21 protein-coding genes are annotated in these 24,773 nt (G+C 66.5%); 14 read left to right on the forward strand and 7 right to left on the reverse strand.

All coding sequences use genetic code 11. The features are described 5' to 3' along the window. Nucleotides 1-87: 87 nt before the first annotated feature. Together truB and typA are read left to right on the forward strand one after the other, a co-directional pair. Entirely contained in the window at nucleotides 88-741 is a 654-nt protein-coding gene (gene truB, locus ABE485_RS07825; protein WP_430795404.1) for a tRNA pseudouridine(55) synthase TruB, read from the forward strand. Further along, nucleotides 738-2,561, forward strand: a complete 1,824-nt coding sequence (typA, locus tag ABE485_RS07830; RefSeq protein WP_346514736.1) for a translational GTPase TypA — start codon at nucleotides 738-740, stop codon at nucleotides 2,559-2,561. Before truB ends, typA begins: the two co-directional genes overlap by 4 nt. Before the next feature lie 91 nt (nucleotides 2,562-2,652). Here typA and ABE485_RS07835 read toward each other — a convergent pair whose 3' ends face one another. Continuing rightward, nucleotides 2,653-3,051: a tautomerase family protein gene (locus tag ABE485_RS07835; protein WP_346514737.1), complete on the reverse strand. Its 399-nt coding sequence runs from the start codon at nucleotides 3,049-3,051 to the stop codon at nucleotides 2,653-2,655. A gap of 109 nt (nucleotides 3,052-3,160) precedes the next feature. Between ABE485_RS07835 and ABE485_RS07840 the strand changes: the two genes are divergently transcribed. After that, nucleotides 3,161-4,024, forward strand: a complete 864-nt coding sequence (locus tag ABE485_RS07840; RefSeq protein ID WP_346514738.1) for a LysR family transcriptional regulator — start codon at nucleotides 3,161-3,163, stop codon at nucleotides 4,022-4,024. A 51-nt stretch (nucleotides 4,025-4,075) separates the two neighbouring features. Here the strand turns inward: ABE485_RS07840 and ABE485_RS07845 are convergent, their stop codons facing one another. After that, the gene (locus tag ABE485_RS07845; protein ID WP_346514903.1) at nucleotides 4,076-4,702 is read right to left on the reverse strand and encodes a TIGR00730 family Rossman fold protein; all 627 of its coding nucleotides are present in this window, start codon (nucleotides 4,700-4,702) and stop codon (nucleotides 4,076-4,078) included. A 52-nt stretch (nucleotides 4,703-4,754) separates the two neighbouring features. On the opposite strand from ABE485_RS07845, the gene polA reads away from it, so the two are divergent. From polA to ABE485_RS07860, 3 genes are all read left to right on the forward strand, one after another. Further along, nucleotides 4,755-7,472, forward strand: a complete 2,718-nt coding sequence (gene polA / locus ABE485_RS07850; RefSeq protein WP_346514739.1) for a DNA polymerase I — start codon at nucleotides 4,755-4,757, stop codon at nucleotides 7,470-7,472. Nucleotides 7,473-7,606: 134 nt separating this feature from the next. Continuing rightward, a complete protein-coding gene (locus ABE485_RS07855; RefSeq protein WP_346514740.1) occupies nucleotides 7,607-8,446 on the forward strand; it encodes a ZIP family metal transporter in 840 nt (279 codons plus the stop codon). A gap of 52 nt (nucleotides 8,447-8,498) precedes the next feature. Continuing rightward, complete coding sequence (locus ABE485_RS07860) at nucleotides 8,499-9,287, forward strand: dienelactone hydrolase family protein (RefSeq protein ID WP_346514741.1); 789 nt, start codon at nucleotides 8,499-8,501, stop codon at nucleotides 9,285-9,287. 179 nt (nucleotides 9,288-9,466) lie between these two features. Here the strand turns inward: ABE485_RS07860 and ABE485_RS07865 are convergent, their stop codons facing one another. Continuing rightward, nucleotides 9,467-11,128 carry a Na/Pi cotransporter family protein gene (locus ABE485_RS07865; RefSeq protein ID WP_346514742.1) on the reverse strand — a complete coding sequence of 554 codons (1,662 nt, stop codon included), beginning with the start codon at nucleotides 11,126-11,128 and terminating at the stop codon, nucleotides 9,467-9,469. A 174-nt stretch (nucleotides 11,129-11,302) separates the two neighbouring features. Between ABE485_RS07865 and ABE485_RS07870 the strand changes: the two genes are divergently transcribed. After that, nucleotides 11,303-12,694, forward strand: a complete 1,392-nt coding sequence (locus tag ABE485_RS07870) for an L-serine ammonia-lyase (protein WP_346514743.1) — start codon at nucleotides 11,303-11,305, stop codon at nucleotides 12,692-12,694. 64 nt (nucleotides 12,695-12,758) lie between these two features. On the opposite strand, the gene htpX is transcribed toward ABE485_RS07870, so the two are convergent. After that, a complete protein-coding gene (gene htpX, locus ABE485_RS07875; protein ID WP_346514744.1) occupies nucleotides 12,759-13,640 on the reverse strand; it encodes a protease HtpX in 882 nt (293 codons plus the stop codon). 154 nt (nucleotides 13,641-13,794) lie between these two features. Between htpX and ABE485_RS07880 the strand changes: the two genes are divergently transcribed. Then, complete coding sequence (locus ABE485_RS07880) at nucleotides 13,795-14,649, forward strand: DMT family transporter (protein WP_346514745.1); 855 nt, start codon at nucleotides 13,795-13,797, stop codon at nucleotides 14,647-14,649. Between the two features lie 37 nt (nucleotides 14,650-14,686). After that, complete coding sequence (locus tag ABE485_RS07885) at nucleotides 14,687-15,538, forward strand: sulfurtransferase (RefSeq protein ID WP_346514746.1); 852 nt, start codon at nucleotides 14,687-14,689, stop codon at nucleotides 15,536-15,538. A 53-nt stretch (nucleotides 15,539-15,591) separates the two neighbouring features. Here ABE485_RS07885 and ABE485_RS07890 read toward each other — a convergent pair whose 3' ends face one another. Together ABE485_RS07890 and ABE485_RS07895 are read right to left on the reverse strand one after the other, a co-directional pair. Then, nucleotides 15,592-16,161 (reverse strand): phosphonate degradation HD-domain oxygenase, encoded by a 570-nt coding sequence (locus ABE485_RS07890; protein WP_346514747.1) that lies wholly within the window; start codon nucleotides 16,159-16,161, stop codon nucleotides 15,592-15,594. Nucleotides 16,162-16,213: 52 nt separating this feature from the next. Further along, entirely contained in the window at nucleotides 16,214-17,077 is an 864-nt protein-coding gene (locus tag ABE485_RS07895) for a LysR family transcriptional regulator (protein ID WP_346514904.1), read from the reverse strand. Between the two features lie 147 nt (nucleotides 17,078-17,224). Here ABE485_RS07895 and ABE485_RS07900 point away from each other — a divergent pair, with 147 nt between their 5' ends. The 5 genes from ABE485_RS07900 (at nucleotide 17,225) to ABE485_RS07920 (ending at nucleotide 23,271) form a co-directional block, all read left to right on the forward strand. Continuing rightward, entirely contained in the window at nucleotides 17,225-18,298 is a 1,074-nt protein-coding gene (locus ABE485_RS07900; RefSeq protein ID WP_346514748.1) for a putative 2-aminoethylphosphonate ABC transporter ATP-binding protein, read from the forward strand. 25 nt (nucleotides 18,299-18,323) lie between these two features. Continuing rightward, nucleotides 18,324-20,060, forward strand: coding sequence for a putative 2-aminoethylphosphonate ABC transporter permease subunit (locus tag ABE485_RS07905; protein ID WP_346514905.1), 1,737 nt, complete (start codon nucleotides 18,324-18,326; stop codon nucleotides 20,058-20,060). Nucleotides 20,061-20,077: 17 nt separating this feature from the next. Then, the gene (gene phnX, locus ABE485_RS07910) at nucleotides 20,078-20,908 is read left to right on the forward strand and encodes a phosphonoacetaldehyde hydrolase (RefSeq protein WP_346514906.1); all 831 of its coding nucleotides are present in this window, start codon (nucleotides 20,078-20,080) and stop codon (nucleotides 20,906-20,908) included. Nucleotides 20,909-21,024: 116 nt separating this feature from the next. Beyond that, nucleotides 21,025-22,047, forward strand: a complete 1,023-nt coding sequence (locus tag ABE485_RS07915) for a putative 2-aminoethylphosphonate ABC transporter substrate-binding protein (protein WP_346514749.1) — start codon at nucleotides 21,025-21,027, stop codon at nucleotides 22,045-22,047. A 93-nt stretch (nucleotides 22,048-22,140) separates the two neighbouring features. Continuing rightward, nucleotides 22,141-23,271 (forward strand): TIGR03364 family FAD-dependent oxidoreductase, encoded by a 1,131-nt coding sequence (locus ABE485_RS07920; protein WP_346514750.1) that lies wholly within the window; start codon nucleotides 22,141-22,143, stop codon nucleotides 23,269-23,271. 73 nt (nucleotides 23,272-23,344) lie between these two features. Here the strand turns inward: ABE485_RS07920 and ABE485_RS07925 are convergent, their stop codons facing one another. After that, nucleotides 23,345-24,490, reverse strand: a complete 1,146-nt coding sequence (locus tag ABE485_RS07925; RefSeq protein WP_346514751.1) for an aromatic ring-hydroxylating oxygenase subunit alpha — start codon at nucleotides 24,488-24,490, stop codon at nucleotides 23,345-23,347. Nucleotides 24,491-24,773: the final 283 nt, after the last annotated feature.

Genomic DNA, 24,773 nt, shown 5'->3' on the forward strand with positions numbered 1-24,773 from the left:
GGGGGTGGGGTTTTTGTGTGTGTTTTGGGCCACAACACTGTTGGGTTTTGTACCGGAAACCACGCCTTGCAGCGCGCCAAACGCGCCATGGACGCGGCGAAAGCCGGCCATACCGGCACACTGGATCCCTTTGCCACCGGCTTGCTGGTGTGCTGTATGGGACGCGCGACCAAAATTTCCAGCGCGATGCTTGACGCCGACAAGGCATATCGCGCTACGCTGCAATTTGGATCGGAAACCGATTCCGGCGACCTGACGGGCAACGTCACGGCGACCGCCGAACCGGGTTTCGCCGTGGAGGAGCAGGCATTGCGCGATGCGCTGTCACGTTTCTCCGGCACCATCGAGCAGATTCCGCCGATGTATTCCGCGCTCAAGCGCGACGGCAAACCCCTGTACGAATACGCGCGCGCCGGCATCGAGCTGGAACGTCCGCCGCGCCAGATCACGATACACCGCATCGAGCTGTTGTCCCTGAACGGGACGCAGGCAGAGATCGATGTGGCTTGCAGTAAAGGCACATACATCCGAACACTGGCCCAGGACATCGGGCGCGTGCTGGGCTGTTACGCCCACCTGACGGCGCTGCGGCGCACGCACGTCGGGCCTTTTTCTCTGGAACGCGCCGTTGAACTGGAAGCCTTGCAGGCCATGCCAGACCCGAAGCAGGCATTGCTTGCATTGAACGAATTGCCGGAGGGCTTGCTGCCCTCCAACCTGACCTTAAAGGACTCGCTATGACTCGCGCCTTGCGCAACGTCGCCATCATCGCCCACGTGGACCACGGTAAAACCACCCTGGTCGACCAGCTGCTGCGCCAATCCGGCACCTTCCGCGAAAACCAGGCGCTGACCGAACGGGTCATGGACTCGAACGACCTGGAAAAGGAACGCGGCATCACCATTCTGGCCAAGAACTGCGCCGTCGAATACGAAGGCACGCACATCAACATCGTCGACACCCCGGGGCACGCGGACTTCGGCGGTGAAGTCGAACGCGTGCTGTCCATGGTCGACGGCGTGCTGCTGCTGGTGGACGCCGTTGAAGGCCCCATGCCGCAGACCATCTTCGTGACCCGCAAGGCGCTGGCCCTGGGCCTGAAGCCGATCGTCGTGGTCAACAAGGTTGACCGTCCGGGCGCCCGTCCCGACTTCGTCATCAACGCCACGTTCGACCTGTTCGACAAGCTGGGCGCCACCGACGAGCAGCTGGACTTCCCGGTGGTGTACGCCTCGGGCCTGTCGGGCTACGCCGGCCTGACCCCGGACGTGCGCGAAGGCGACATGCGTCCGCTGTTCGAAGCCATCCTGCAGCACGTGCCGCAGCGCGACGACGATCCCAACGGTCCGCTGCAAATGCAGATCATCTCGCTGGACTACAACAGCTACGTCGGCAAGATCGGCGTGGGCCGCATCAACCGTGGCCGCATGCGTCCCGGCATGGAAGTGGCCTACAAGTTCGGTCCCGACGGCCAGGGCGGCCGCGGCCGTATCAACCAGGTCCTGAAGTTCCACGGCCTGGAGCGCATCGTCGTGGACGAGGCCGAAGCCGGCGACATCGTGCTGATCAACGGCATCGAAGACCTGGGCATCGGCTGCACCGTGACCGACACGGTCACCCAGGAAGCCCTGCCGATGCTGCGCATCGACGAGCCGACGCTGACCATGAACTTCATGGTGAACACGTCGCCGCTGGCCGGCCGCGAAGGCAAGTTCGTGACCAGCCGCCAGGTGCGCGACCGCCTGGACCGCGAGCTGAAGTCCAACGTGGCCCTGCGCGTGCGCGACACGGGCGACGACACGGTCTTCGAAGTGTCGGGCCGTGGTGAACTGCACCTGACCATCCTGCTGGAAACGATGCGCCGCGAAGGCTACGAGCTGGCCGTGTCGCGTCCGCGCGTGGTGTTCAAGGAAATCGACGGCGTGAAGTGCGAGCCGTTCGAATCGCTGACCGTCGACGTGGAAGACGCGCACCAGGGCGGCGTCATGGAAGAACTGGGCCGCCGCAAGGGCGACCTGCAGGACATGCAGCCGGACGGCCGTGGCCGTACCCGCCTGGAATACCTGATCCCGGCCCGCGGCCTGATCGGTTTCCAGAACGAATTCCTGACGCTGACGCGCGGCACGGGCCTGATGAGCCACATCTTCCACGAGTACGCGCCCATCAAGGAAGGCTCCATCGGCGAGCGCCGCAATGGCGTGCTGATCAGCCAGGACAACGGCGACGCCGTGGCCTACGCGCTCTGGAAGCTGCAGGATCGCGGCCGCATGTTCGTCAACCCGGGCGATGCGCTGTACGAAGGCATGATCATCGGTATCCACAGCCGCGATAACGACCTGGTCGTGAACCCCATCAAGGGCAAGCAGCTGACCAACGTGCGCGCCTCCGGCACCGACGAAGCCGTGCGCCTGGTTCCGCCGATCCAGATGTCGCTGGAATACGCCGTGGAATTCATCGACGACGACGAACTGGTGGAAATCACCCCGAAGTCGATCCGTCTGCGCAAGCGTTTCCTGCTGGAAAACGAGCGCAAGCGCGCCGCGCGCGAATCCGCAGTCTGAGCCTGATTGCGGGCGGCCACGGCCCCCGCGCTCTGGTTTCAAAAAAAGCCGCGCACTGTGAAGTGCGCGGCTTTTTGTTTTCCTGCGGAAACTACACGCCGGCCTTCTGGTGCCGGTATTCCTGGGTTTCTCCGCCATAGCCGTAGGCGGCCGCGCGGGCGTCGATCACGTGCACGTACGAGCATTCGTGCAGCTCGCCAAGGATGTCCCGGAATGCCCCGTAGATCTCCTTGATGTAGCGCGCCTTCTCGCCCTTGGTATTGGTTTCGTCGGTGACGCTGATGTCCAGGTGGAAGGCGTTCTTGCCGAGTTCGGACAAGGGACGCCCGCCGATGAACCACTGGTCATGGGGAATATGCTGCAGCGTGATCGCGATGACGGGCAGCTTCTTGCCCAGCACGGACTGGGTCAGCCCGGCCACCGATTCGACGATGCGGCGATTGATGGCGGGATCGGACGGGCCGGAGAGGTGGACGACGATGTGAGGCATGGCGGGAGCTCCTGTTGTGAATGGCACAGTTGCAGTGTAGGAAGCGCATTGACATCGGAAAAGCGGGAATTTACGATTTCATCTATCGATAAATCCGTTGGATGGAAACATGTCTGGCTTCGATCTGGACCAGCTGCGCACCCTGGTCGCCGTGCTGGATGCGGGCAGCCTGACTGCGGCCGCGCCCCGGGTGTTTTTGTCGCAATCGTCGGTCAGCGAGCAGATGCGCAAGCTGGAAGAACGGGCCGGCCAGCCGCTGCTGGTGCGGGGCAAATCGGGCGTCGCCGCCACGCCGGCGGGCGAGCGCCTGCTGGCTCATGCCCGCGCCATCCTGGCGCTCAGCGACGAGGCCTACCGCGATCTGCGCGGGGTCGCGCTGCAAGGCGAGTTGCGGCTGTGCATCACCGACTACTTCCGGCCCGGGGACGTGGCGCGCATGCTGCGGCGCCTGAACGAGCAGTATCCGCAGGTGCGGCTGCACGTCACCATCATGAAGAGCGGGGCGATCGAAGCCGCTTATGAGCGGGGCGAGATCGACGTGGGCATATCGATGGTCATCCAGGAGCGGGGCGCCGGGCGCGGCCGCGCCCAGGGCGCGCTGCTGCGCCGCGAACCCCTGGTGTGGATGGCGGCGGAAGGTGCGTCCGCGCCAACGGGCGGGCCCTTGCCGCTGCTGGTGCTGCCCGAGACCTGCGCCTTGCGCCAGTACGTGGAACGGCTGCTGTCGCGCCGCAGCTTGCCGTATTCCGTTGCGCATGTGGCGTCAGGCGTGGCGGGCTTGCAGCTGGCCGTGGCGGCAGGGCTGGGTGTGGCCTGCCTGAACGAGTCCGCGCTGGGCGCAGGCATGGCCAGGCTTCACGCGCCGGGCATGCCGACGCTGCCGGACGTGGAGTTTCGGCTGCTCGCCGCCCGCCCCGGCGAAAGCGAATTCGTGGGGCTGGCGCGCGAAGCCATCGTCAAGGCGATGTCTTGAACGGCCGAAGCGCTGCGGGCGGCGGATTTCTTGCGCCGCGCCGCCTGTCGGTCAGGCCGGAAGGGAAGGGGCGTACTGCTCGCCCGAGTTGACCTGTTCGTGGAATTCCACGACCTTGCGCACCACCTTGACCGGATCGTCCTCGATGATGAAAAGATCCAGGTCGTGCGCGCCGATCATGCCGTTTCCAAGCACCTGGTCGCCCAGCCATTCGGCCAGGCCAGACCAGTATTCGCTGCCCACCAGCACGATCGGGGCCGGCGGAACCTTGCCCGTCTGGATGAGGGTCAACGCTTCGAAGAGCTCGTCCAGGGTGCCAAACCCGCCCGGCATCGCCACGTAAGCGAAGCTGTGCATGAAGAACGCCGCCTTGCGAGGAAAGAAGTACTCGAATGACAGGCTGATGGTTTGGTATTCGTTGTTGTGCGCTTCGTGGGGCAGGCTGATGTTCAAGCCGACGCTTGTGCCACCTGCTTCGAATGCGCCCTTGTTGGCGGCCTCCATGATGCCGGGGCCGCCGCCTGCGATTACGGCGAAACCTGCCTCGGCCAACGCGGCCGAAATGGCGATGGTGGTTTCATAGTGGGGAGAATTGCGGCTGACTCGTGCGCTGCCGAAAACGCTGACCGCGGGCCCGATGTTTGCGAGCTTGTCTGCCGCCGTCCGTATCTCTGACATAATCAGCGGAATTTGTTTGCCGGCGGGTGTATCCATATCTGCCTTTGTAACCATGAAAAAAACCTTATTACTGGTCGACGGTTCAAGTTACTTGTACCGCGCTTTCCACGCTATGCCTGATTTGCGCAACGCGCAAGGCGAACCCACGGGTGCGCTTTACGGCGTGGTGAATATGCTGCGCAAGCTTGTATCTGACCATAAGGCAGAGTATGCCGCATGTATTTTCGATGCTCGCGGCAAGACGTTCCGGGACGACCTGTATCCGGAGTACAAGTCGCACCGGCCTCCCATGCCGGAGGACCTGGCTGCCCAGATCGAGCCCATCCACCGGGCGGTGCGCGCCCTGGGCTGGCCGGTGCTGGCGATAGAAGGCGTCGAAGCGGATGACGTGATCGGCACGCTGGCGCAGCGCGCGGCCCAGCATGACGTCCACACCATCGTCTCCACGGGCGACAAGGATCTGGCGCAACTGGTGAACAGCCACGTCACCCTGGTCAACACCATGAGCGGCGAGGTGCTGGACGAACCCGGCGTCGTCAATAAATTCGGCGTGCCGCCGGACCGCATCGTGGATTACCTGATGCTGGTGGGCGACACCGTGGACAACGTGCCCGGCGTGACCAAGGTGGGGCCCAAGACGGCCGCCAAATGGATTACGGAATTCGGCTCCATCGACAAGCTGATCGAAGGCGCCGACGGCATCAAGGGCGTGGCCGGCAACAACCTGCGCGAAGCCATCCCCAACTTCCCCTTGACCCGTCAGCTGCTGACCGTGAAGTGCGATTGCGACCTGACCGGCCATGTGGACGGCGTGGAAGACCTGACGCCGCGTCCCCGCGACGACGCCACGCTGACCGAGCTATACGAACGCTACGGTTTCCGCACGTGGCTGCGCGACCTGACCGGCGACGCCGAGCGCGTGCCCACGGGCGATGCCCGCATCGCGCCGGTCGTGCCCGAGGTCCCGGCCGACATCGATTACCGCATCATTGCCGACTGGGCCGCTTTCGACGCCTGGATGGAAATGGTCCAGGGCGCTTCCCTGGTGGCGCTGGACACCGAGACCACGTCGCTGGACGAGATGCAGGCGCGGCTGGTCGGTCTGTCGATGTCGGTGATGCCCGGCGTGGCCTGCTACATCCCGGTTGCGCATCGCGGGCCGGACGGCGCAACCCAGTTGCCCAAGGACGAAGTGCTGGCCCGGCTGAAGCCCTGGCTGGAAGACGCGTCGCGCGCCAAGCTGCTGCACCACGCCAAGTACGATACGCACGTCTTCGCCAACGAAGGCATCCGGCTGGCCGGCGTGGCGGAAGACACCATGCTGCAGGCTTATGTGCTGGAGTCGCACCGCGGCGTGGGCTTGAATGACCTGGCGCAGCGTTACCTGGGCCGCAGCGGCGTGTCCTACGAGGACCTCTGCGGCAAGGGCGCCAAGCAGATCGGCTTTGATGAAGTGGCGGTCGACAAGGCCGGGCACTACGCCGCCGAGGATGCCGATTTCACGCTGCAGCTGCACCAGGTGCTGCGTCCCATGGTTGCCGCGGACGCGGGGCTGGAGCGCATCTACCGCCTGGAGCTGCAGGTGTCGGCCGTGCTGACCACCATCGAGCGCAATGGCGTGAAGGTGGACGCCGCCGAACTGGGCCGCCAGAGCAACCAGCTGGGCCAGGAAATGCTGCAGCTCGAGCAAAAGGCCTACGAGCTGGCGGGGCAGCCGTTCAACCTGAATTCCCCCAAGCAGCTGGGCGAGATCCTGTTCGGGCGCATGCAGTTGCCGGTGGTGCGCAAGACCGCCAGCGGCGCCCCGTCCACCGATGAAGAGGTGCTCAGCAAGCTGGCGCAGGACTACCCGCTGCCGCAGGTGCTGCTGGAATACCGCGGCCTGTCCAAGCTGAAGTCGACCTACACGGACAAGCTGCCGCGCATGATCAATCCGGCCACGGGGCGCGTGCATACCCATTATTCCCAGGCCGCGGTGATCACCGGGCGCCTGGCGTCGTCGGATCCCAACCTGCAGAACATCCCGGTGCGCACGGAAGCCGGCCGGCGCGTGCGCGAGGCGTTCATCGCCGAGCAGGGCCTGTTGCTGTCGGCGGACTACTCGCAGATCGAACTGCGCATCATGGCGCACGTGTCGGACGACGCCAACCTGCAGCGCGCCTTCGCGGCGGGCGAGGACATCCACCGCGCCACGGCGTCGGAAGTGTTCGGCGTGCCGCTGGACGGCGTGACCACCGAGCAGCGGCGTGCCGCCAAGGCCATCAACTTCGGCCTGATCTACGGCATGGGCGTATTCGGCCTGGCATCGAACCTTGGCATCACGCGCGATGCCGCGCAGGCCTACATCGACCGCTACTTCGCCCGCTATCCCGGCGTGGCGATGTACATGGACAACACGCGTCGCCTGGCCCGCGAGCAGGGCTACGTTGAAACCGTCTTCGGACGCCGCCTGCAACTGCCGGAGATCCGCGGCGCATCCGGTCCGCGCCGGCAGGGCGCCGAGCGGGCAGCCATCAATGCGCCCATGCAGGGTACGGCGGCCGACTTGATCAAAATGGCCATGGTGGCCGTGCAGGACTGGCTCGACGCCGAAAACCTGCAGACGCGCATGATCATGCAGGTGCACGACGAACTGGTGCTGGAAGCCCCGGACGCCGAGCTGGATCTGGTCAAGGAGGCGCTCCCGCGCCTGATGTGCAACGTGGCGACGCTGCGGGTCCCGCTGGTGGCCGAGGTGGGAGTGGGCAAGAATTGGGAGCAGGCCCACTGACGTCGGTCCCCCCCGCGGCAGGGCAAGGACCCGGCCGCGGAATCCCGTGGGCCGCCATGGGGCGGCCCATTTCCGCTTTTGGGTTTGCAACAATATAATGTTGCGCTTTCACGCCTAACTCCTGTCCCTTCCTCATGTTGCTGCTCTGGGTCCTGCTTGCCACCGTTACGGGTGGACTGATCGCCGTCCTTGTCGCCAGCTGGCTCGCGTACAAGGTCTTCGCCCAATACCTGCATCACATGGTGAGCCTGTCCGTGGGCGTGCTGCTGTCGGTGGCGCTGTTGCACCTGCTGCCCGAGGCCTTCGAGACCGGCGTGGGGAATGCCCATGTGCTCTTTGGCCTGATGCTCGCGTCGTTGATCGGGTTCTTCGTGCTGGAGAAGATCGCGCTGCTACGCCATAGCCATCATCACGAAGGCGATGGCCACCACCATCACAAGGGCCACGACCGCCATGAGGCGGGACGCGGCGGAATGCTGATCCTGATCGGCAGCTCGCTGCACAACCTGTGCGACGGCGTGCTGGTGGCCGCGGCGTTCCTGACGGATCCGCTGCTGGGCGTCCTGACGGCCGCATCGATCATCGTCCACGAAGTGCCGCACAAGCTGGGCGATTTCGTCGTGCTGCTCAATGCGGGGCTGCGGCGCCGGCGCGCGTTCGCGCTGATTCTTTTCACCAGCTTGTGTTCAGCGGTGGGCGGCATAATAGGGTACTTCGTGCTGCAGCAGGCGCAGGAATGGGTGCCGTACGTGCTGGTGGTCGCCGCCAGCAGTTTCCTGTACATCTCGGTGGCCGACCTGATGCCGCAAATGCACGAACGGGTATCCCTTTCCGACGCCATCCCGCAGCTGCTGCTGGTCGGCGTGGGCGTGGCGCTGATCTACGGCGTCACGACCGCGATGCATCACGGACACGACCACGGCGCCGATGCGGCCCATGGCGCGCCGCATGCGGAGCACGGCCACCAGCACTAGCGTTGGGGGCGGGGGATGGCCGGCTTTGTCGATCCCAACACAGGAGTTCTCCATGAGTTTTTCCGCCGCCGCCGGCAACGTTGCTCCCACCGTCATTCACACCGACACGCAGGGACTGGTCCACGGGGATTTCCAGCTGCCCGTGGCAGACGGCCCCATTGACGCCTATTACGCCGCGCCGCAAGGCCAGAGCGACCTGCCCATCGTGCTGGTCGTCCAGGAAATCTTCGGCGTGCACGAGCACATCAAGGACCTCTGCCGCCGGATCGCCAAGGCCGGCTATCTGGCGGTCGCGGCCAATCTCTACCAGCGCCAGGGCGACGCATCGGTCTACACCGACATTCCGAAGCTCATCTCTGAACTGGTCAGCAAGGTGCCCGACGAACAGGTCTTCGCGGACCTGGACGCCAGCGTTGCGTGGGCAGCCGCCAACGGCGGCGACGCGCGCCGCGTGGCGGTGACGGGGTTCTGCTGGGGCGGGCGCCTGACCTGGATGTACGCGGCGCACAACCCCGACGTCAAGGCCGGCGTGGCCTGGTACGGCAAGCTCAGCGTGGGCCACGGCCCGTTGATCAAGCGCGTGGCCTTCGACGTGACCAATGAGCTGCACGGCCCTGTCCTGGGCCTGTACGGCGGACGCGATGCCAGCATCCCCCTAGCGGACGTCGAAACCATGAAGACGAAACTGGCCGCCGGCAACGCCGCCGCCAAGCAGTCGGAATTCGTGGTGTACCCCGAAGCCGACCATGCCTTCCTGGCCGACTACCGCGCCAGCTACAACGTCGAGGCCGCCAAGGATGGCTGGCGCCGGATGCTGGAGTGGTTCAAGCGGTATTTGTGAGCATGATGAAAAACCGACCTTGGGGTCGGTTTTTTTTGCCCGTGGCCAGCCCCCTCGGGGGGCAGCAAGCACGCATAGCGTGCGCAGCGTGGGGGCCCGCCCCGCCGCCCGGCCGCCCGAAGGCGGGGCAGCCCCCTCGGGGGGCAGCAAGCACGCATAGCGTGCGCAGCGTGGGGGCCCTAATTCCCCGCTTCGCGCAGCCGGCTGGGAAGGAGTTCGCCGTGGCGGGCGAGCAGGGGGTAGGCCGCGGCGCCGACCAGGTGGGAGTTGATGCCCTTCATGTCCCGCAGGATGTCAAGATACAGGGCGCCGACCTCGGCGGCATCGACTTCGCCGGCCTTGATCTTCTGCAGATGAGTGTCGGCCGCCTGCGTCTCAATGGTGCGAAAGCGCGCCTTTTCGCCGGCCAGCGCCCGTGCCTGGCGCAGGTCGTCATTGACGAAAAGCGCCGCGGCCGTGCGCTGGTTGGCGATGAGTTGGCCCAGGGTGTCGTCGAGGCTGGCGCGTTGCTCGGGCGAGAGCGTCCAGCCCTGCTTGCGCAGCCGGGCGACGTGGCTGAGCAGGCCGTGATGGGCGATGTCGCCTGCGTGGCCAATGTTGCTGATGAACGCCAGGATGTCGTCCAGCCGCTGGATGTCTTCACGCGTCATGTTTTCCTGGTCCAGCGTGGCCAGGTAGGTGGTGATGGCGTTTTCCAGCTTGTCCAGCGCCGCATCGAGCTGGCGCGCCTGTACCATGCGGTGGCGGTTGTCGCGCTTGAAGCCGGCGCGCGCATAGAGCAGCAGCGTCTGCAGCATGTCGGCCATGCGCAGGCCTTCGCGGGCGGCATTTCCCAGCGCAACGGCCGGCACGTCGTGCGCCCATTCATCCAGGTATTGGGGGCGGGACGGGTCGTTGGGATCGGCGCGCTTGGGCAGCCAGCGGGTGAGCAGGGCTGCGTATGGCGTCAGGATTGGCAGGAAGACCAGGGCAATGACGGCATTGAAAAGTGTGTGGAAGTTGGCCACCGCGCGCGCGGAATCGCTGGCCAGGCTGCTCATCCACGGCTGCAGGAAGGGCAGCAGTATCAGGCCGGCCAGCACTCCCAGCACGCGCGTCAGCAGGTTGCCCAGCGGCAGGCGGCGGGCGGCGGGGTCGTCGCCGGTCACGCCTTCGATCATCGGATTGATGGCGGTGCCCAGGTTGGCCCCCAGCACCAGCGCGAAGGCCACGTGCGGCGCCACCATGTTGTGGCTTGCCAGGGACATCACCAGCACCACCACGGCCACGCTTGAGTGGGCCGCCCAGGTGAAGGCGGCGGACAGCAGCACCGCCGCCACGGGCTGGGTGGCCAGGGCGTCCAGGATCATGCCCAGCATCGGGGCGGTCTGGAAGGGCGCGAAGAGTTCGACGAGCTGGTGCAGGGACAGCAGCAGCAGGCCCAGGCCGATGAAGACCCGGCCCAGGTCGCGCGTGCGTCCCGGCGGATAGCGCCGGAACATCCAGACGCCCGCCAGGATCAGGATGGGGGCCAGTTCGGTCAGGTCGAACGACAGCAGCTGGACGATCAGCGTGGTGCCGACGTTGGCGCCCAGCATGGCCGCCAGCGCCGGAACCAGGCCGACGACGCCCCCGGCCGCAAAGCCGGTGATCATCAATCCGGTGGCGGTGCTGCTCTGCAGCGCGGCGGTGATGCCCAGGCCCGCCACGAAGGCTCGCAGCCGGGTGCCCAGCGCCCGTCCCAGCGCCGCGCCCAGGGCGGCGCCGAAGGCGCGCTGCACTCCGGTCTGGACCATATGCACGCCCCAGAGGAGCAGCGCAACGTAGCCGGCGAAGTCAAGCAGGGTAATGAGTCCAGACATCCAGGCGTGTTTCCGTTCTTTTTATGACAAGTAATAATTCTGTAATGATCGCATGCCGTGGCGGGCGGGGGAACCCGCCCGCCAATACAGGATACGCCCGGCGGGGCTTTGCTGCGTGCGCCCTGGGCTGCGCGTATCATTGCCTCATCATTTGTGGATGTACTGGAGTTTGGCGTGGCCGTTTCCGTTTTCGATCTGTTCAAGGTAGGCATAGGCCCGTCGAGCTCCCATACGGTGGGCCCGATGCGGGCGGCGCTGCTGTTCGCGCAGGGCCTGGAGCGCGACGGTCTTGTCCCGCAAGTCGCCAGCGTCCGCGCCGAACTCTACGGATCGCTGGGCGCAACCGGCAAGGGGCACGGCACCGACAAGGGCGTGCTGCTCGGCCTGATGGGCGAAGCCCCGGACACCGTGGATCCGGCCGCCATCGCCGGCATGATCGCCTCGGTGCGCGCAAGCCGGCAATTGCCGCTGCTGGGCAAGTATCCGCTGCCGTTCGTGGAAAAGGAACACATGATGTTCTACCGCCGCGAAGCCATGGCCGAACACCCCAACGGCATGAAATTCCACGCCTTCGACGCCAACGGCGAACCGCTGCGCGAATCGCGCTACCTGTCGGTGGGGGGCGGATTCGTGGTGACGGCCGGCGCGTCGAACAGCCAGGTCATCGCGGCGCACGATCAACTGCCGTATCCGTTCCGCATGGGGCGCGAACTGCTGGCCATGTGCCGCGACAGCGGCCTGACCGTGGCGCAGCTCATGATGAAAAACGAGCTGACCTGGCGCGACGCCTCGGAAGTGAACGGGGGCCTGGACCGCATCTGGCAGGTCATGCAGGACTGCGTCGCGCGCGGCTGCGGCATCAATTATCCGGAAGCGGATGGCGAACTGCCCGGTCCGCTGCGCGTGCGCCGCCGCGCGCCCGAACTCTACCGTCACCTGACGCAGCGCGCCGAACGCACGCTGTCCGACCCGCTGTCGGTCATGGACTGGGTGAACCTCTACGCCATGGCGGTCAACGAAGAGAACGCCGCCGGCGGCCGCGTGGTCACGGCGCCCACCAACGGCGCGGCGGGCATCATTCCGGCGGTCCTGCACTACTACGACCGTTTCGTGCCCGGCGCCAACCGCGAGGGCGTGCGCGACTTCCTGCTGACCGCCGCGGCCGTGGGCCTGCTGTACAAGTACAACGCGTCGCTGTCCGGCGCCGAGGTCGGCTGCCAGGGAGAGGTCGGCGTGGCCTGTTCCATGGCGGCCGGCGGCCTGGCCGCCGCGCTGGGCGGCACGGTCGAACAGGTCGAGAACGCCGCCGAAATCGGCATGGAGCACAATCTTGGCCTGACCTGCGATCCCGTCGGCGGGCTGGTGCAGATTCCCTGTATCGAGCGCAACGCCATGGCGTCCGTCAAGGCGGTGAACGCCGCCCGCATGGCGCTGCGCGGCGACGGCCAGCATTATGTGTCGCTGGATTCCGTCATCAAGACGATGCGCGAAACCGGCGCCGACATGAAGACCAAGTACAAAGAAACGGCGCGCGGCGGCCTGGCGGTGAACATCGTCGAGTGCTGACCGGCCCGGACAGCGGCCGATAAAAAAGCCCCTCTTGCGAGGGGCTTTTTGCTGCCGGGGCCGTTCAGGCCACGCGGGCGTTCTGCAGCGCGGCGATGCGGGCCGGGATGGGCGGATGCGAGGCGAACATGGCTGCCAGGCCGCCCTTGCCGGTGATGCCGGACGCTTCGAAGGACTTGGGCAGTTCGCCCGGTTCCAGGCCGCCCAGGCGAGCCAGGGCGCGGATCATGGGTTCGCGGGCGCCCATCAGGTGGGCCGAGCCGGCGTCGGCGCGGTATTCGCGCTGGCGCGAGAACCAGGCCACGATGATCGAGGCCAGGACGCCGAAGATGATTTCACAGACCAGCACCGTGATGAAGTAGCCCGGGCCGATGCCGCGTTCGTTCTTGAACACGACGCGGTCGATGAAGTAGCCGACCACGCGCGCCAGGAACACGACGAAGGTGTTCACCACGCCCTGGATCAGGGTCAGGGTGACCATGTCGCCGTTGGCGATGTGCGCGACTTCGTGGGCCAGCACGGCGGCGACTTCTTCTTCGGTCATGCTTTCCAGCAGGCCGGTGGACACGGCGACCAGCGAGTCGTTCTTGAAGGCGCCGGTGGCGAATGCGTTGGGGGCGCCTTCGTAGATGGCGACTTCCGGACGGCCGATGCCGGCACGGTCGGCCAGTTGATGGACCGTATCCACCAGCCAGGCCTCGCGCTGGTTGCGGGGCGAGTTCGGATCCAGCACCTGCGCGCCGGTGCTCCATTTGGCCATCGGCTTGCTCATGAGCAGCGAGATGATGGCGCCGGTAAAGCCCACGACGACCGAGAAGATCAGCAGCGCGTTGAAGTTCAGGCCGTTGGCCGTGATGATGCGGTCTACGCCCAGGATGCGCAGCGTGGCCGACAGCACGAGCATGACGGCCAGGTTGGTGATGACGAACAGGACGATGCGTTTCATGTTTTTTTGTTCCTCTGCGAGCGGGAAATACCCGGGTTTCGACATGGCGGCGGCCCGCCAGTTCCCCGACTCGCCGGCACCGCTCCCGGTGACCGAGAGTATAGTATCGCTTTCCCTTATTCCTCCCCCCACTTTTCCCTTAGCGTAGACCCGCATGCAGGCTCTTTGGATGTTGCTGGCGTCCGCCATGTTCGCCATCATGGGGTCGTTCGTGAAGCTCGGCACCGAGCACGGCGCTTCGCTGCCGCAGATCGTGCTCTTTCGCGGCCTGCCTTCGGTAGTGCTGTTGCTGATCTGGGCCCGCGCGGGCCGCCAGTCCATCATCCCGACCAGCTGGAAGCTGCACGTGTGGCGCAACTTGTCCGGCGTCACGTCGATGTGGCTGGGCTTTTTCGCCATCGCCCACCTTCCCCTGGCCACCGCCACCAGCCTGAACTACACGGCGCCGCTGTTCATCGCGTGCTGGATGCTGGGGTGGGGCGGGGCGCAGCGCGACCCGGTGCGCATCCTGGCGGTTGCGCTGGGGTTCCTGGGCGTGATCGCGGTGCTGCGGCCCAGCATCAACGAAGACCAGTGGCTGGCCGCCTTGCTCGGCATGGGCGCCGGCGCCATGTCGGCGATCGCCATGATGCAGATCCGCCAGCTTGGCCGCATCGGCGAACCCGAATGGCGCACAGTCCTATTTTTCTCGGTCGCCGTGTGCGCGTCCAGCGGCGCCGGCCTGGCGTTCGAGGGCTGGGGCCACGCCGACTGGACGGGCTACCTGTCCCTGCTGGGCGTGGGCGTGGCCGGACTGTTCGGCCAGTTGGCCATGACGCGCGCATTCGGCATGGGGTCGGCGCTGCTGACCGCGGCCCTGCAGTACAGCACCATCATTTTCGCGGCCTTGCTGGGCATGGGCGTTTGGGGCGACCATCTGGACGCCCTGGCCTGGGCCGGCATGGGCCTGATCATTTCCGCGGGCCTGCTGTCGGTGTGGCGCACCATGCGCGACCCCAAGGCGGCCTGAGTCCCGCGGCCGCCGCCACCCCGCAGGAGCCCATCGAATGACGACGACACTGATTTCCGCCGCCGACCTGGCCGCGCGCCTTGATACGCCCGACGTGCGGGTGTTCGACGTGCGCCACGACCTGACCAACCACGCGGCGGGACGCCAGGCCTACGACGCGGGCCATATCCCGGGCGCGCGCTACCTGGACCACGAAACCGAGCTGGCCGCGGCCCGCACGGGCAAGAACGGAAGGCACCCGCTGCCGGCGCGGGCCGATTTCGGCGCGCTGATGGCTGCCCATGGCGTGACACCCGGCACCCTCGTGGTGGCCTACGACGCCAGCGGCGGCATGTATGCGGCGCACCTCTGGTGGATGCTGCGCTGGCTGGGCCATGAACAGGTCGCCGTGCTGGACGGGGGCTGGCAGGCCTGGACGGCCGCCGGCCTGCCGGTGTCCCTGGAAGCCGCTGCGGCGGTGCAGCCGGGCAAGCCGGTGGAACCTGGCGCGCCGCTGGCCGGTTCGGTGGACGCCCAGGCCGTGCTGGACAACATCGCCCGGCCGTCCTTCACCGTCATTGACGCCCGCGCCGCCAATCGCTATCGCGGCGAAACCGAACCCATGGATCCCGTGGCCGGCCATATCCCGGGCGCCCTGAACCGCCCCAATGGCGAAAACCTCCAGCCGGACGGCCGCTTCAAGACGGCCGACCAATTGCGCGCGGAATTCGCCGGCCTGCTGGCGGGCCGAGACCCCGCTTCCATCGTCCACCAGTGCGGCTCGGGCATCACCGCCTGCCATAACCTGCTGTCCATGGAAATCGCCGGCTTGTCGGGTTCGCGCCTGTATCCGGGTTCCTGGAGCGAATGGTGCAGCGATCCGTCCCGCCCCGTGGCCAAGGGCGCCTGAAACAACAAAGCCAGGGACGACGCCCTGGCTTTTTTCATGCAGGCAGGCGCCCGCTACCAGACGGCGGCCAGCTTGACGCGTCCGGAGACGCTTTCGGCGATCTCCAGGAAGTGATCCAGGGACGGAGTGGCCAGCCCCGGCACCTTGGCCATGTCGTCCCAGCGCCGCAGGCGTATCGCATCCGGCGCGCCCGGCATGCTCGCGAAATCGACCGCCTGGCTCGCGTCGAAGCTGCCGCCCTGCAGGGCCAGGCTGCGGCGGGAGTCTTCCGACAGCGACGCCTCGTACTGCGGTTCCACATAGCAGAGATAACGCTTGGCTTCCACGTGCAGCCGGATCGGGTCCAGCACGGCGGCGCTGAACAGTCCGCGCAGGAAGGGCAGGACAAAATACTGGTGCTTGTCGTCGATGCCCCGCAGCGTGGGCGTGCCGGGCCGGTCGGCGATCAGGTGGCCCAGGTCGTGCAGCAGGCACGCCGTGATGAGGTGCGCGTTGGCGCCGTGGCGCTCGGCCAGCGCCGCCGTCTGTAGCGCGTGCCGCAGGTGGCTGACGGACTCGCCGTGGTAGGAACGGTGTCCGCGTTCCAGGAAAAGCTGTTCGATATCCTGCAAGGTCAAGGCCATGGTTGTCTCCTGGGTGGCCGCAAGGGGAAGAGGCGGGCAGTGGCCGGTAAAATCAGCCGGCTGCCGGCGCCATCTCCAGAAAGCGCGCGATCAGTTGCACCGGTTGGCGCTCGCGCAGGCAGTACAGGTATTCATTCATCACGATGCCGGCGTCCTGGATGTCCAGCGCCGCCAGATCGGGGTGCGACGGGATTTCGCGCGACGGGATCAGGCTGATGCCCAGTTCGCACAGGATGGCCTGCCGGATCGACTCGCGGCTGCCGATCTCCAGCGTGCGGCGCACGGCCACGCCCGCCGCCTGCAAGGCATCCTCGGTCAGCTGGCGCGTCATCGAGCCGGGCTCGCGCAACAGCAGCGCGTGCTGGGCCAGGTCGGCCAGGCGCACCTGGCCCAGCCGGGCGAGCGGATGGTTGCGATGGGCCACGACGCGGATCGGGTCCGCGGCAATCTTGCGGCGGTACAGGTGCTTGTCATCCATCAGAAATGACGAGGTGGCAATCTCGATCCGGTAATCGTGCAGCGCCTGCAGCATGGTCTGCGAATTGCCGATCGTGACGGTCAGGTCGATGCCGGGGTAGCGCTGGTTGTAGCGGCGTACCGTGTCCATGATGTAGTAGGGGCCCGTGGCGCCGATGCGCAGGTTGCCCTCGCGCAGGTCGCTGGCGTCGCGCAGCCGGAAGTCGATTTCGGTTTCCTGCTGCACCAGCTTTTCGACCATGGGCATCAGGCTCTGGCCGGCGTCCGACAGCCGCATTCCGCGTCCCTGGCGGTGGAACAGTTCGATGCCGTAGCGCGATTCCAGCTGGCGCAGTTGCCCCGTCACGGTGGGCTGGCTGACGCCCAGCTGGGCCGCGGCCTTGGTGACGGTGCCGCAGCGGGCCACGGCGTAGAAGGATTTGAGTTCGGCGACGAGCACGATGGTGGGGTCGTAAGGTGGACGCAATGCGCAAGACCGCCAGTACACCAAAATAATTTGATGTTTTTATTACTGCATTTGCGCGAAGTGTCATAAACGCTCAATACGCCGCTTCCATACTGCCTTCGTTCCCAGACCGGAGGCCCCATGCCCCAACGCGATACCGCCTTTCTATCAGTGCAAAATCTTGTGAAGCGATTCGGCAGCCACACGGCGCTGGCCGACGTTTCGCTGGATATCCGCGCCGGAGAGCTGGTTTGCCTGCTGGGTCCTTCGGGTTGCGGCAAGACGACCCTGCTGCGCGCCATCGCGGGTCTGGAACAGCAGGACAGCGGGACGATCGTGCTGTCGGGGCGGGATATCTCGCGCGCCGAGCCGCAAGAGCGCGACTACGGCATCCTGTTCCAGTCGTATGCGTTGTTTCCCAACCTGACCGTGGCCCAGAACGTGGCCTACGGCCTGAGCGGCAAGCGCGCCCACCGCAGCCACGTCGCCAGCCGTGTCGAGGAAATGCTGACCCTGGTCGGCCTGGCCGGCGCGGCGCAGAAATATCCGGGACAGATTTCGGGCGGCCAGCAGCAGCGCGTGGCCCTGGCGCGCGCGCTGGCGCCGTCGCCCTCCCTGCTGCTGCTCGACGAGCCCATGTCGGCGCTCGACGCCCGGGTGCGCGAACACCTGCGGATCGAGCTGCGCGCCCTGCAGAAGCGGCTGTCCATCACCACGCTGATGGTGACGCATGACCAGGAAGAGGCCATGGTGATGGCCGACCGCATCGCCGTCATGAACGGCGGCGTCATTGAACAATACGGCACGCCGCGCGAGCTCTACCGCCAACCCGGCTCCGCCTTCATCGCGGACTTCGTGGGCGAGGCCAACTGGCTGCCGTTCGAGCGCATCGACGCGCACCGCGCCCGCGTCGGCCGCCAGGAACTGGCGGTGGACGCCGCCCTGGAGTCGGGCGCGGGCAAGCTGTTTGTGCGGCCCGAGGCCGTGCGGGTCAGCATCGCCAAGCCGCAGGAGTCCAATGTCATGCTGGCCGACGTGCTGGACGGCGTGTTCCTGGGCCGCGGCTATCGCCTGGCCTTGCGGCTGGAAGGCGTGCCCGGCGCCACGGTGCATTCCATCGTATCCCCTGAAACCGGAGACGCCCTGCTGGGCCCTCACGCCGCCAGCCGCTGGTGGGTGGAGCTGCCGCGCCATGCGATTCGCGCCTACGCTTGATCCGGTCGTGACAACGCCGCGCGCCATGGCCGAATCGGCCCCGATCCCCGCAGCGTCGCCCGCGCTGGGTCGCCGCCCTTTGCCGGGCTGGATCGGCTCGCTGGGCCTGACCGCGGGGCAGGGGGCGCTCGCGCTGGTGCTGCTCGTGTTCCTGGCGCTGCCGCTGGCGGCGATCCTGGTCAAGTCCGTGACCGACAGCGACGGCGGCTGGGCGGGCCTGTCGGTCCTGACCGGCATCATCGGCGCCGACGGCTTTCTGGGCATGGTCGGACGCAGCCTGGCCGTGGGCGTCGTGACGACCCTGCTGGTCATGCCTTGCGCCTACGGCTTTGCCTACGGGCTGACCCGCACGCGCCTGCCCGGCAAGAGCCTGCTGCGCACGATCGCCTTGTTGCCCCTGCTGGCGCCGTCGCTGCTGCCCGGCATCGCGCTGGTGTACCTGCTGGGCAACCAGGGCCTGCTCAAGGGCCTGACTGGCGGCGCCACCATCTATGGATTCTGGGGCATCGTCTTGGGCGAGGCGTTCTACACGTTTCCGCATGCGCTCATGATTCTCCTGACCGGCCTGACGCTGGCGGACGGCCGCCTCTACGACGCCGCCCGGGCCATGGGCGCGGGACCGCTGCGCACCTTTCTGACGGTGACGCTGCCCGGCACCCGCTATGCGGTGTTCTCGGCCTGCTGCGTCGTGTTCACGCTGACGGTCACGGATTTCGGCGTGCCCAAGGTGGTGGGCGGCGACTATAACGTGCTGGCCATGGAGGCCTACAAGGCGGTGGTCGGCCAGCTGAACTTCCCCAAGGGGGCGGCGATCGGCATCCTGCTGCTGCTGCCCGCGCTCCTGACCTTCGTGCTCGACCGCCACCTGCGCGCCCGCCAGGGCGCCCAGATGAGCGGCCGCGCTCAGCCCTACGCGGCGGGCATCAACGGTCGGCGCGACGCGGCCTTCCTGGCGCTGGCCGGCGTGCTGGCGGCCTTCCTGCTGCTGATCATCGGCGTGGCGGTCTGGGCGTCGTTCGTGAAGATGTGGCCCTACAACCTGTCGATGTCGCTGCGCTCGTACGACTTCGACAACATGGACGGCGGCGGCTGGCTGGCGTGGCGCAACAGCCTGCAGCTGGCGTTCTGCACGGCCCTGGTGGGCACGGTGGTGGTCTTCGCCGGCGCCTGGATGATGGAGAAGGTGCCGGCCCGCGGCGCGACGGCGCGCGGCTTGCGCGGCATGGTGGGCATGCTGGCGCTGATGCCCATGGCCGTTCCCGGACTGGTGCTGGGCCTGGGCTACATCTTCTTCTTCAACAGCCCCATGAACCCGCTCAACGTGCTGTACGGCACGATGCCGCTGCTGGTCCTGTGCACGGTCGTCCATTTCTACACCAGCGCCCACCTCACGGCGTCCACCGCGCTCAATGCGCTGGATCCCGAATTCGAGGCGGCTTCCGCGTCGCTGAAGGTGCCGCGCCTGACGACCTTCCTGCGCGTCACGCTGCCGATGTGCCTGCCCGCGGCGCTGGACGTGGCCCGCTACCTGTTTGTTTCGGCCATGACGACGGTGTCGGCCGTGGTGTTCCTCTACAGCCCGTCCACGGTGCTGGCCGCGGTCGCCGTGCTTAACATGGACGACGCCGGCTTCATCGGACCGGCTGCCGCCATGTGCACCGTGATCATGGCCAGTTCCGCCGTCGCAGCGCTGGCGCTGCACCTGGCCAGCCGCGCCCTGGTGGCGCGCTCCCAGGCCTGGCGCCGCCCGGCGGCCCGTTGACCGACCCTTTTTCCAGGATGATCCCCATGACAGTTCAACCTCTGCCCGTCCGCCTTGAAGCGGTGATATTCGACTGGGCCGGCACGCTGGTCGACTTCGGCTCGTTTGCGCCCACCAAAGTGTTCGTCGATGCGTTCTCGCAGTTCGGCATGGACGTGTCCCTGAAGGAGGCCCGCGGCCCCATGGGCATGGGCAAGTGGGACCATATCCGCGCCCTGTGCGACCAGCCCGCCATCGCCAGCCAGTACCAGGCGAGGTTCGGACGCCTGCCGGGCGACGACGACGTGACCGCCATCTATGAACGCTTCCTGCCGATGCAGCTGGAAAAGGTCGCGCAGTATTCCGCGGCCATCCCCGGCGCCGCGGAGCTGCTGCGCGCGCTTCGCCAGCGCGGCCTGAAGATCGGTTCGTGCTCGGGCTATCCCGGCAGCGTCATGCGCCGCGTCGTCGAGCGCGCCGCCGCCGAAGGCCTGGAGCCCGACTGCATCGTCGCGAGCGACGACGTGCCGCGCGCGCGTCCGGCGCCGGCCATGGCGTTGAAGAACGTGGTGGAGCTGGGCCTGTCCGACGTGGCCGGCTGCATCAAGGTCGACGACACCGCGCCCGGCATCGAGGAAGGGCGCCGCGCAGGCATGTGGACGGTCGGGCTGCTGCTGTCGGGCAACGCCGCCGGCCTGACGCTGGACCAATATCTGAGCCTGGACGAGTCCGGCCGCGACGAAGCGCGCGCCGCCGCCAGCAAGGAGCTGGCGTCCGTTTCGCCACACTACCTGATCGACACGGTGGCCGACCTGCCGGCCGTGGTCGCCGATATCGAGGCCCGCCTGGCGCGAGGCGAACGCCCCTGACCTAGACACCGCCGCCCGGCGCGCCGGGCACTCCCCCTATCCCCGCGATCCGCGGCCGGCACGCCGGCCGTGGGGACCTGCTTCACCCTTTTGTCCGCTTACCCACGGAGTTCTTCATGAATCGCTACAAGCTGCTTGCACTGGCCGCCGCCCTGACGGGCGCGATGGGCGCCGCCTCGGCCGAGACCACCCTGACCGTCTACACCGCCCTGGAAGCCGACCAGATCAAGGCCTACCAGGCCGCGTTCGAGAAGGCCAATCCCGATATCAAGATCCAGTGGGTGCGCGACTCCACCGGCATCATCGCCGCCAAGCTGCTGGCCGAAAAGAGCAACCCGAAGGCGGACGTGGTCTGGGGCCTGGCCGGCACGGCGCTGGGCCTGATGGACAAGGAAGGCATGCTGCAGCCTTACGCCCCCAAGGGCCTGGACCAGATCGCCGCCAACATGCGCGACGCCAAGGCCGAGCCGACCTGGGTCGGCATGGACGGCTACGCCGCCGCCATCTGCTTTAACACCATCGAAGCCGAAAAGCAGAAGCTGCCCAAGCCCACGTCGTGGCAGGACCTGACCAAGCCCGTCTACGCCGGCAAGATCGTGATGCCGAATCCGGCGTCGTCGGGCACGGGCTTCCTGGACGTGAGCGCCTGGCTCCAGATCTTCGGTGAAGAGAAGGGCTGGGCCTACATGGACGCGCTGCACAAGAACATCGGTTCGTACACGCACTCGGGCTCCAAGCCGTGCAACATGGCCGCCGCCGGCGAGTTCCCCATCGGCGTGTCGTTCGACTACCGCGCCGCCAAGCTCAAGGCCGACGGCGCGCCGGTCGAAGCCGTGTTCCCGTCGGAAGGCCTGGGCTGGGAAGTCGAGGCCACCGCCATCATGAAGGGCACGAAGAATCTGGAGGCTGCCCGCAAGCTGGCCGACTTCTCGGCCAGCCGCGAAGCCAACGAACTGTACAAGGCCAACTTCGCGGTGCTCGCGATCCCGTCGATCGCCACGGTCAATCCGAACCTGCCGGCCGACCTGACCTCGCGCATGATCAAGAACGACTTCGTGTGGGCCGCCACGAACCGCGAGCGCATCATCGCCGAATGGACCAAGCGCTACGACGGCAAGTCCGAACCCAAGAAGAAGTAAGCCTTTGCCCATGCGGCGGCGCGGGGCGCCGCCGCGCATCGGGAAGCTGTTCCGCGGACGCTTCCCGGCCATCCCTCTTGCAGTTTTCCGAAGATGAAAAATTTCGACGTAATCGTGGTGGGCGCGGGCATGCTTGGCATCGCGCACGCGTGGGCGGCCGCCAAGCGCGGCCTGTCCGTGGCCGTGATCGAGCGCAGCCGCCAGGCGCACGGCGCCACGGTCCGCAACTTCGGCCAGGTCATCGTGACCGGCCAGGCGCCCGGCGTGATGCTGTCGCACGCCCAGCAGTCCCGCGAACTGTGGCTGGACCTGGCGGACAAGGCCGGCTTCCATGTGCGCGCCAACGGCGCGCTGGTGCTGGCGCGCAATGCCGACGAAGCCGACGTGCTGCGGGAATTCGCGGACATCCGCATGCGGCAGGAAGGGTACCGCGCCGAACTGCTGTCCGGCCGTGAGGTCGCAAGCCTGTATGGCGGCCAGCTTGCCCATCATTGCGTGGCATTGCGGGGCCAGGACGATCTGCAGATCTACTCGCGCGAGGCGCTGCCCGCCATCACCCATTACTTGCAAGCGTCGCTGGGCGTCTCCTTCATCACGGGCACGCTTGCGCGCGCCGTGGAAAACGGCGAAGTCGCCACCACGGCGGGCGATTTCAAGGCGTCGCATGTATTCGTCTGCCCCGGCCACGACTACCTGACGTTGCTGCCCGAGCGCTTCGCGCCGCTGAACCTGGAGGTGACGCGCCTGCAGATGCTGCGCGCGGCCTTCGAGACCCATCCCATCGCGCTGGACCGTCCGCTGCTGACGGGCCTGTCCTGCGTGCACTACGGCGCCTTCTCGGACCTGCCTTCGGCGCGGGCGCTGCGCGATGTGATCCAGGCGCGTACGCCCATGCTGCTGGAAAACGGCATCCATCTGCTGATCAGCCCCACGCCCTATGGCGAACTGATCATCGGCGACTCGCACCGCTACGGCCAGGATGCGCCGCCGTTCAACGACGAAGCCGTCGACAACGCCATGCTGGACCTGGCGTCCCAGGCGCTGGGCGCAAGGCTGCGGGTGCTGGAGCGCTGGCAGGGCGTGTATGGCGCGCACGGGCCGGCGCCGTTCTCGGTGATGCCGGTGGACGCGGCGACCACGGTGGCGGTCATGCACTCCGGCGTCGGCATGACGGTGGGGCTGGCGATCGGCGAACGGACTGTCGCCGGCGTGGCCGGCCGCTGAATCGCCCCGCGCCCCGACGAAAAAAGGGCCTCGCGATCGCGAGGCCCTTCGTCATTCATGCGGGGCAGGGCGCCTACACCTCTTGCATGATGCGGCGGTACCACTCGTGGAAGTGCTGCATGCCGTCTTCCATCGGCGACTGGTACGGGCCGGTCTCGTTCACGCCGCGCAGCATCAGGGCCTTGCGGCCCGCATCCATGCGTTCGGCGATCTCATCGTCTTCGATGGCCGTTTCCATGTAGGCCGCGCGCTGCGCCTCGACGAACTCGCGCTCGAAGGCGGCGATTTCCTCGGGGTAGTAGAACTCGACGACGTTCACCGTTTCCTGAGGACCCTTCGGATACAGCGTGGACAGGACGAGCACGTGCGGATAGAGCTCGATCATGTGGGTTGGGAAGTACGTGACCCAGACCGCGCCGAAATCCGGCGCGTCGCCGTCGCGGAACGACAGCAGGCGATCGTGCCATTGCTTGTACACGTCCGAACCGGGCTGCGCCAGCGCATTGTGGACGCCGACCTTCTGCAGGCTGTACCAGTCGTTGAACTCCCAGGTCAGGTCGTCGCAGGTGACGAAACGCCCCAGTCCGGGATGGAACGGGCCGACGTGGTAGTCCTCGAGGTAGACCTCGATGAAGGTCTTCCAGTTGTAGTTGCATTGATGCACTTCGACGTGGTCCAGCACGTAGTCGCCGAAGTTGAATTCCGGGCGCGAAAACAGCGGCGCCATGTCGGCGGCCGGGTCGCGCGGGCCTTCGAACAGCAGGCCGTGGCAATCGCGCAGGCGGAACTTCTGCAGGTTCATGCAGGGCGTGGTCTCGAACTGCGGCGCGCCCAACAACTCGCCTTGGTTGTTGTACGTCCAGCGGTGCAGCGGGCAGACGATGTTGCCGCCCGTGGCCTTCAGGTTGCCGTGCGTATTGCAGTTGCCGCCCACGTTGCCGGCTTCGCCGCCAAGCATCAGTGCCTGCCGGTGGCGGCAGACATTTGAGATGAGTTCGACGCCTTGCTGGTTGCGAACCAGCGAGCGCCCTCCGTTTTCCTGGACCAACGTACGCCAATCCCCGATTTCGGGCACCAATTTCTGGTGGCCGACGTAAAGCGAGGATTGCTTGAAAATGAGTTCTTGCTCGCGGGCAAAGAGGGCTTCGTCAAAGTATGCGCTGACGGGTAGCTGGGTGCGAGCTGGCACGACATGTGCCATCCGACCGATGTCGGTCATGATTCCCTCCGCTCGGATAAAAAAGCCAGGACGGTTTGAGCTTTGCCAAGCGTTTTTGTTCAAGCCCAGGTTCCCCGGATTCTGTTCGGGGGGCCTGTTCATGAAATCGAGCCTGGCTAAATCCGTTCTGGCGCGAAGAAAAATCGGTGTCTGGCCGATCAAATAAGCCGTGAATTGTACCCCAAGGGCTTGCGCGACGCCCGCATGCATCCGATGGGTGTCCACAACTTATCCCGGGGTGGGTTTGACGGCGCGCAAGCGCCGATTAACCCTTTGCGGCGTA

Source organism: Achromobacter spanius (genome assembly GCF_039673305.1).
Lineage (GTDB): Bacteria > Pseudomonadota > Gammaproteobacteria > Burkholderiales > Burkholderiaceae_B > Achromobacter > Achromobacter spanius_F.

Coding starts and splice junctions, on each gene's coding strand:
- truB (WP_430795404.1), top strand. CDS start 88: ATGGACGCGGCGAAAGCCGGCCATACCGGCACACTGGATCCCTTTGCC.
- typA (WP_346514736.1), top strand. CDS start 738: ATGACTCGCGCCTTGCGCAACGTCGCCATCATCGCCCACGTGGACCAC.
- ABE485_RS07835 (WP_346514737.1), bottom strand. CDS start 3,051: ATGCCTCACATCGTCGTCCACCTCTCCGGCCCGTCCGATCCCGCCATC.
- ABE485_RS07840 (WP_346514738.1), top strand. CDS start 3,161: ATGTCTGGCTTCGATCTGGACCAGCTGCGCACCCTGGTCGCCGTGCTG.
- ABE485_RS07845 (WP_346514903.1), bottom strand. CDS start 4,702: ATGTCAGAGATACGGACGGCGGCAGACAAGCTCGCAAACATCGGGCCC.
- polA (WP_346514739.1), top strand. CDS start 4,755: ATGAAAAAAACCTTATTACTGGTCGACGGTTCAAGTTACTTGTACCGC.
- ABE485_RS07855 (WP_346514740.1), top strand. CDS start 7,607: ATGTTGCTGCTCTGGGTCCTGCTTGCCACCGTTACGGGTGGACTGATC.
- ABE485_RS07860 (WP_346514741.1), top strand. CDS start 8,499: ATGAGTTTTTCCGCCGCCGCCGGCAACGTTGCTCCCACCGTCATTCAC.
- ABE485_RS07865 (WP_346514742.1), bottom strand. CDS start 11,128: ATGTCTGGACTCATTACCCTGCTTGACTTCGCCGGCTACGTTGCGCTG.
- htpX (WP_346514744.1), bottom strand. CDS start 13,640: ATGAAACGCATCGTCCTGTTCGTCATCACCAACCTGGCCGTCATGCTC.
- ABE485_RS07880 (WP_346514745.1), top strand. CDS start 13,795: ATGCAGGCTCTTTGGATGTTGCTGGCGTCCGCCATGTTCGCCATCATG.
- ABE485_RS07885 (WP_346514746.1), top strand. CDS start 14,687: ATGACGACGACACTGATTTCCGCCGCCGACCTGGCCGCGCGCCTTGAT.
- ABE485_RS07890 (WP_346514747.1), bottom strand. CDS start 16,161: ATGGCCTTGACCTTGCAGGATATCGAACAGCTTTTCCTGGAACGCGGA.
- ABE485_RS07900 (WP_346514748.1), top strand. CDS start 17,225: ATGCCCCAACGCGATACCGCCTTTCTATCAGTGCAAAATCTTGTGAAG.
- ABE485_RS07905 (WP_346514905.1), top strand. CDS start 18,324: ATGGCCGAATCGGCCCCGATCCCCGCAGCGTCGCCCGCGCTGGGTCGC.
- phnX (WP_346514906.1), top strand. CDS start 20,078: ATGATCCCCATGACAGTTCAACCTCTGCCCGTCCGCCTTGAAGCGGTG.
- ABE485_RS07915 (WP_346514749.1), top strand. CDS start 21,025: ATGAATCGCTACAAGCTGCTTGCACTGGCCGCCGCCCTGACGGGCGCG.
- ABE485_RS07920 (WP_346514750.1), top strand. CDS start 22,141: ATGAAAAATTTCGACGTAATCGTGGTGGGCGCGGGCATGCTTGGCATC.
- ABE485_RS07925 (WP_346514751.1), bottom strand. CDS start 24,490: ATGACCGACATCGGTCGGATGGCACATGTCGTGCCAGCTCGCACCCAG.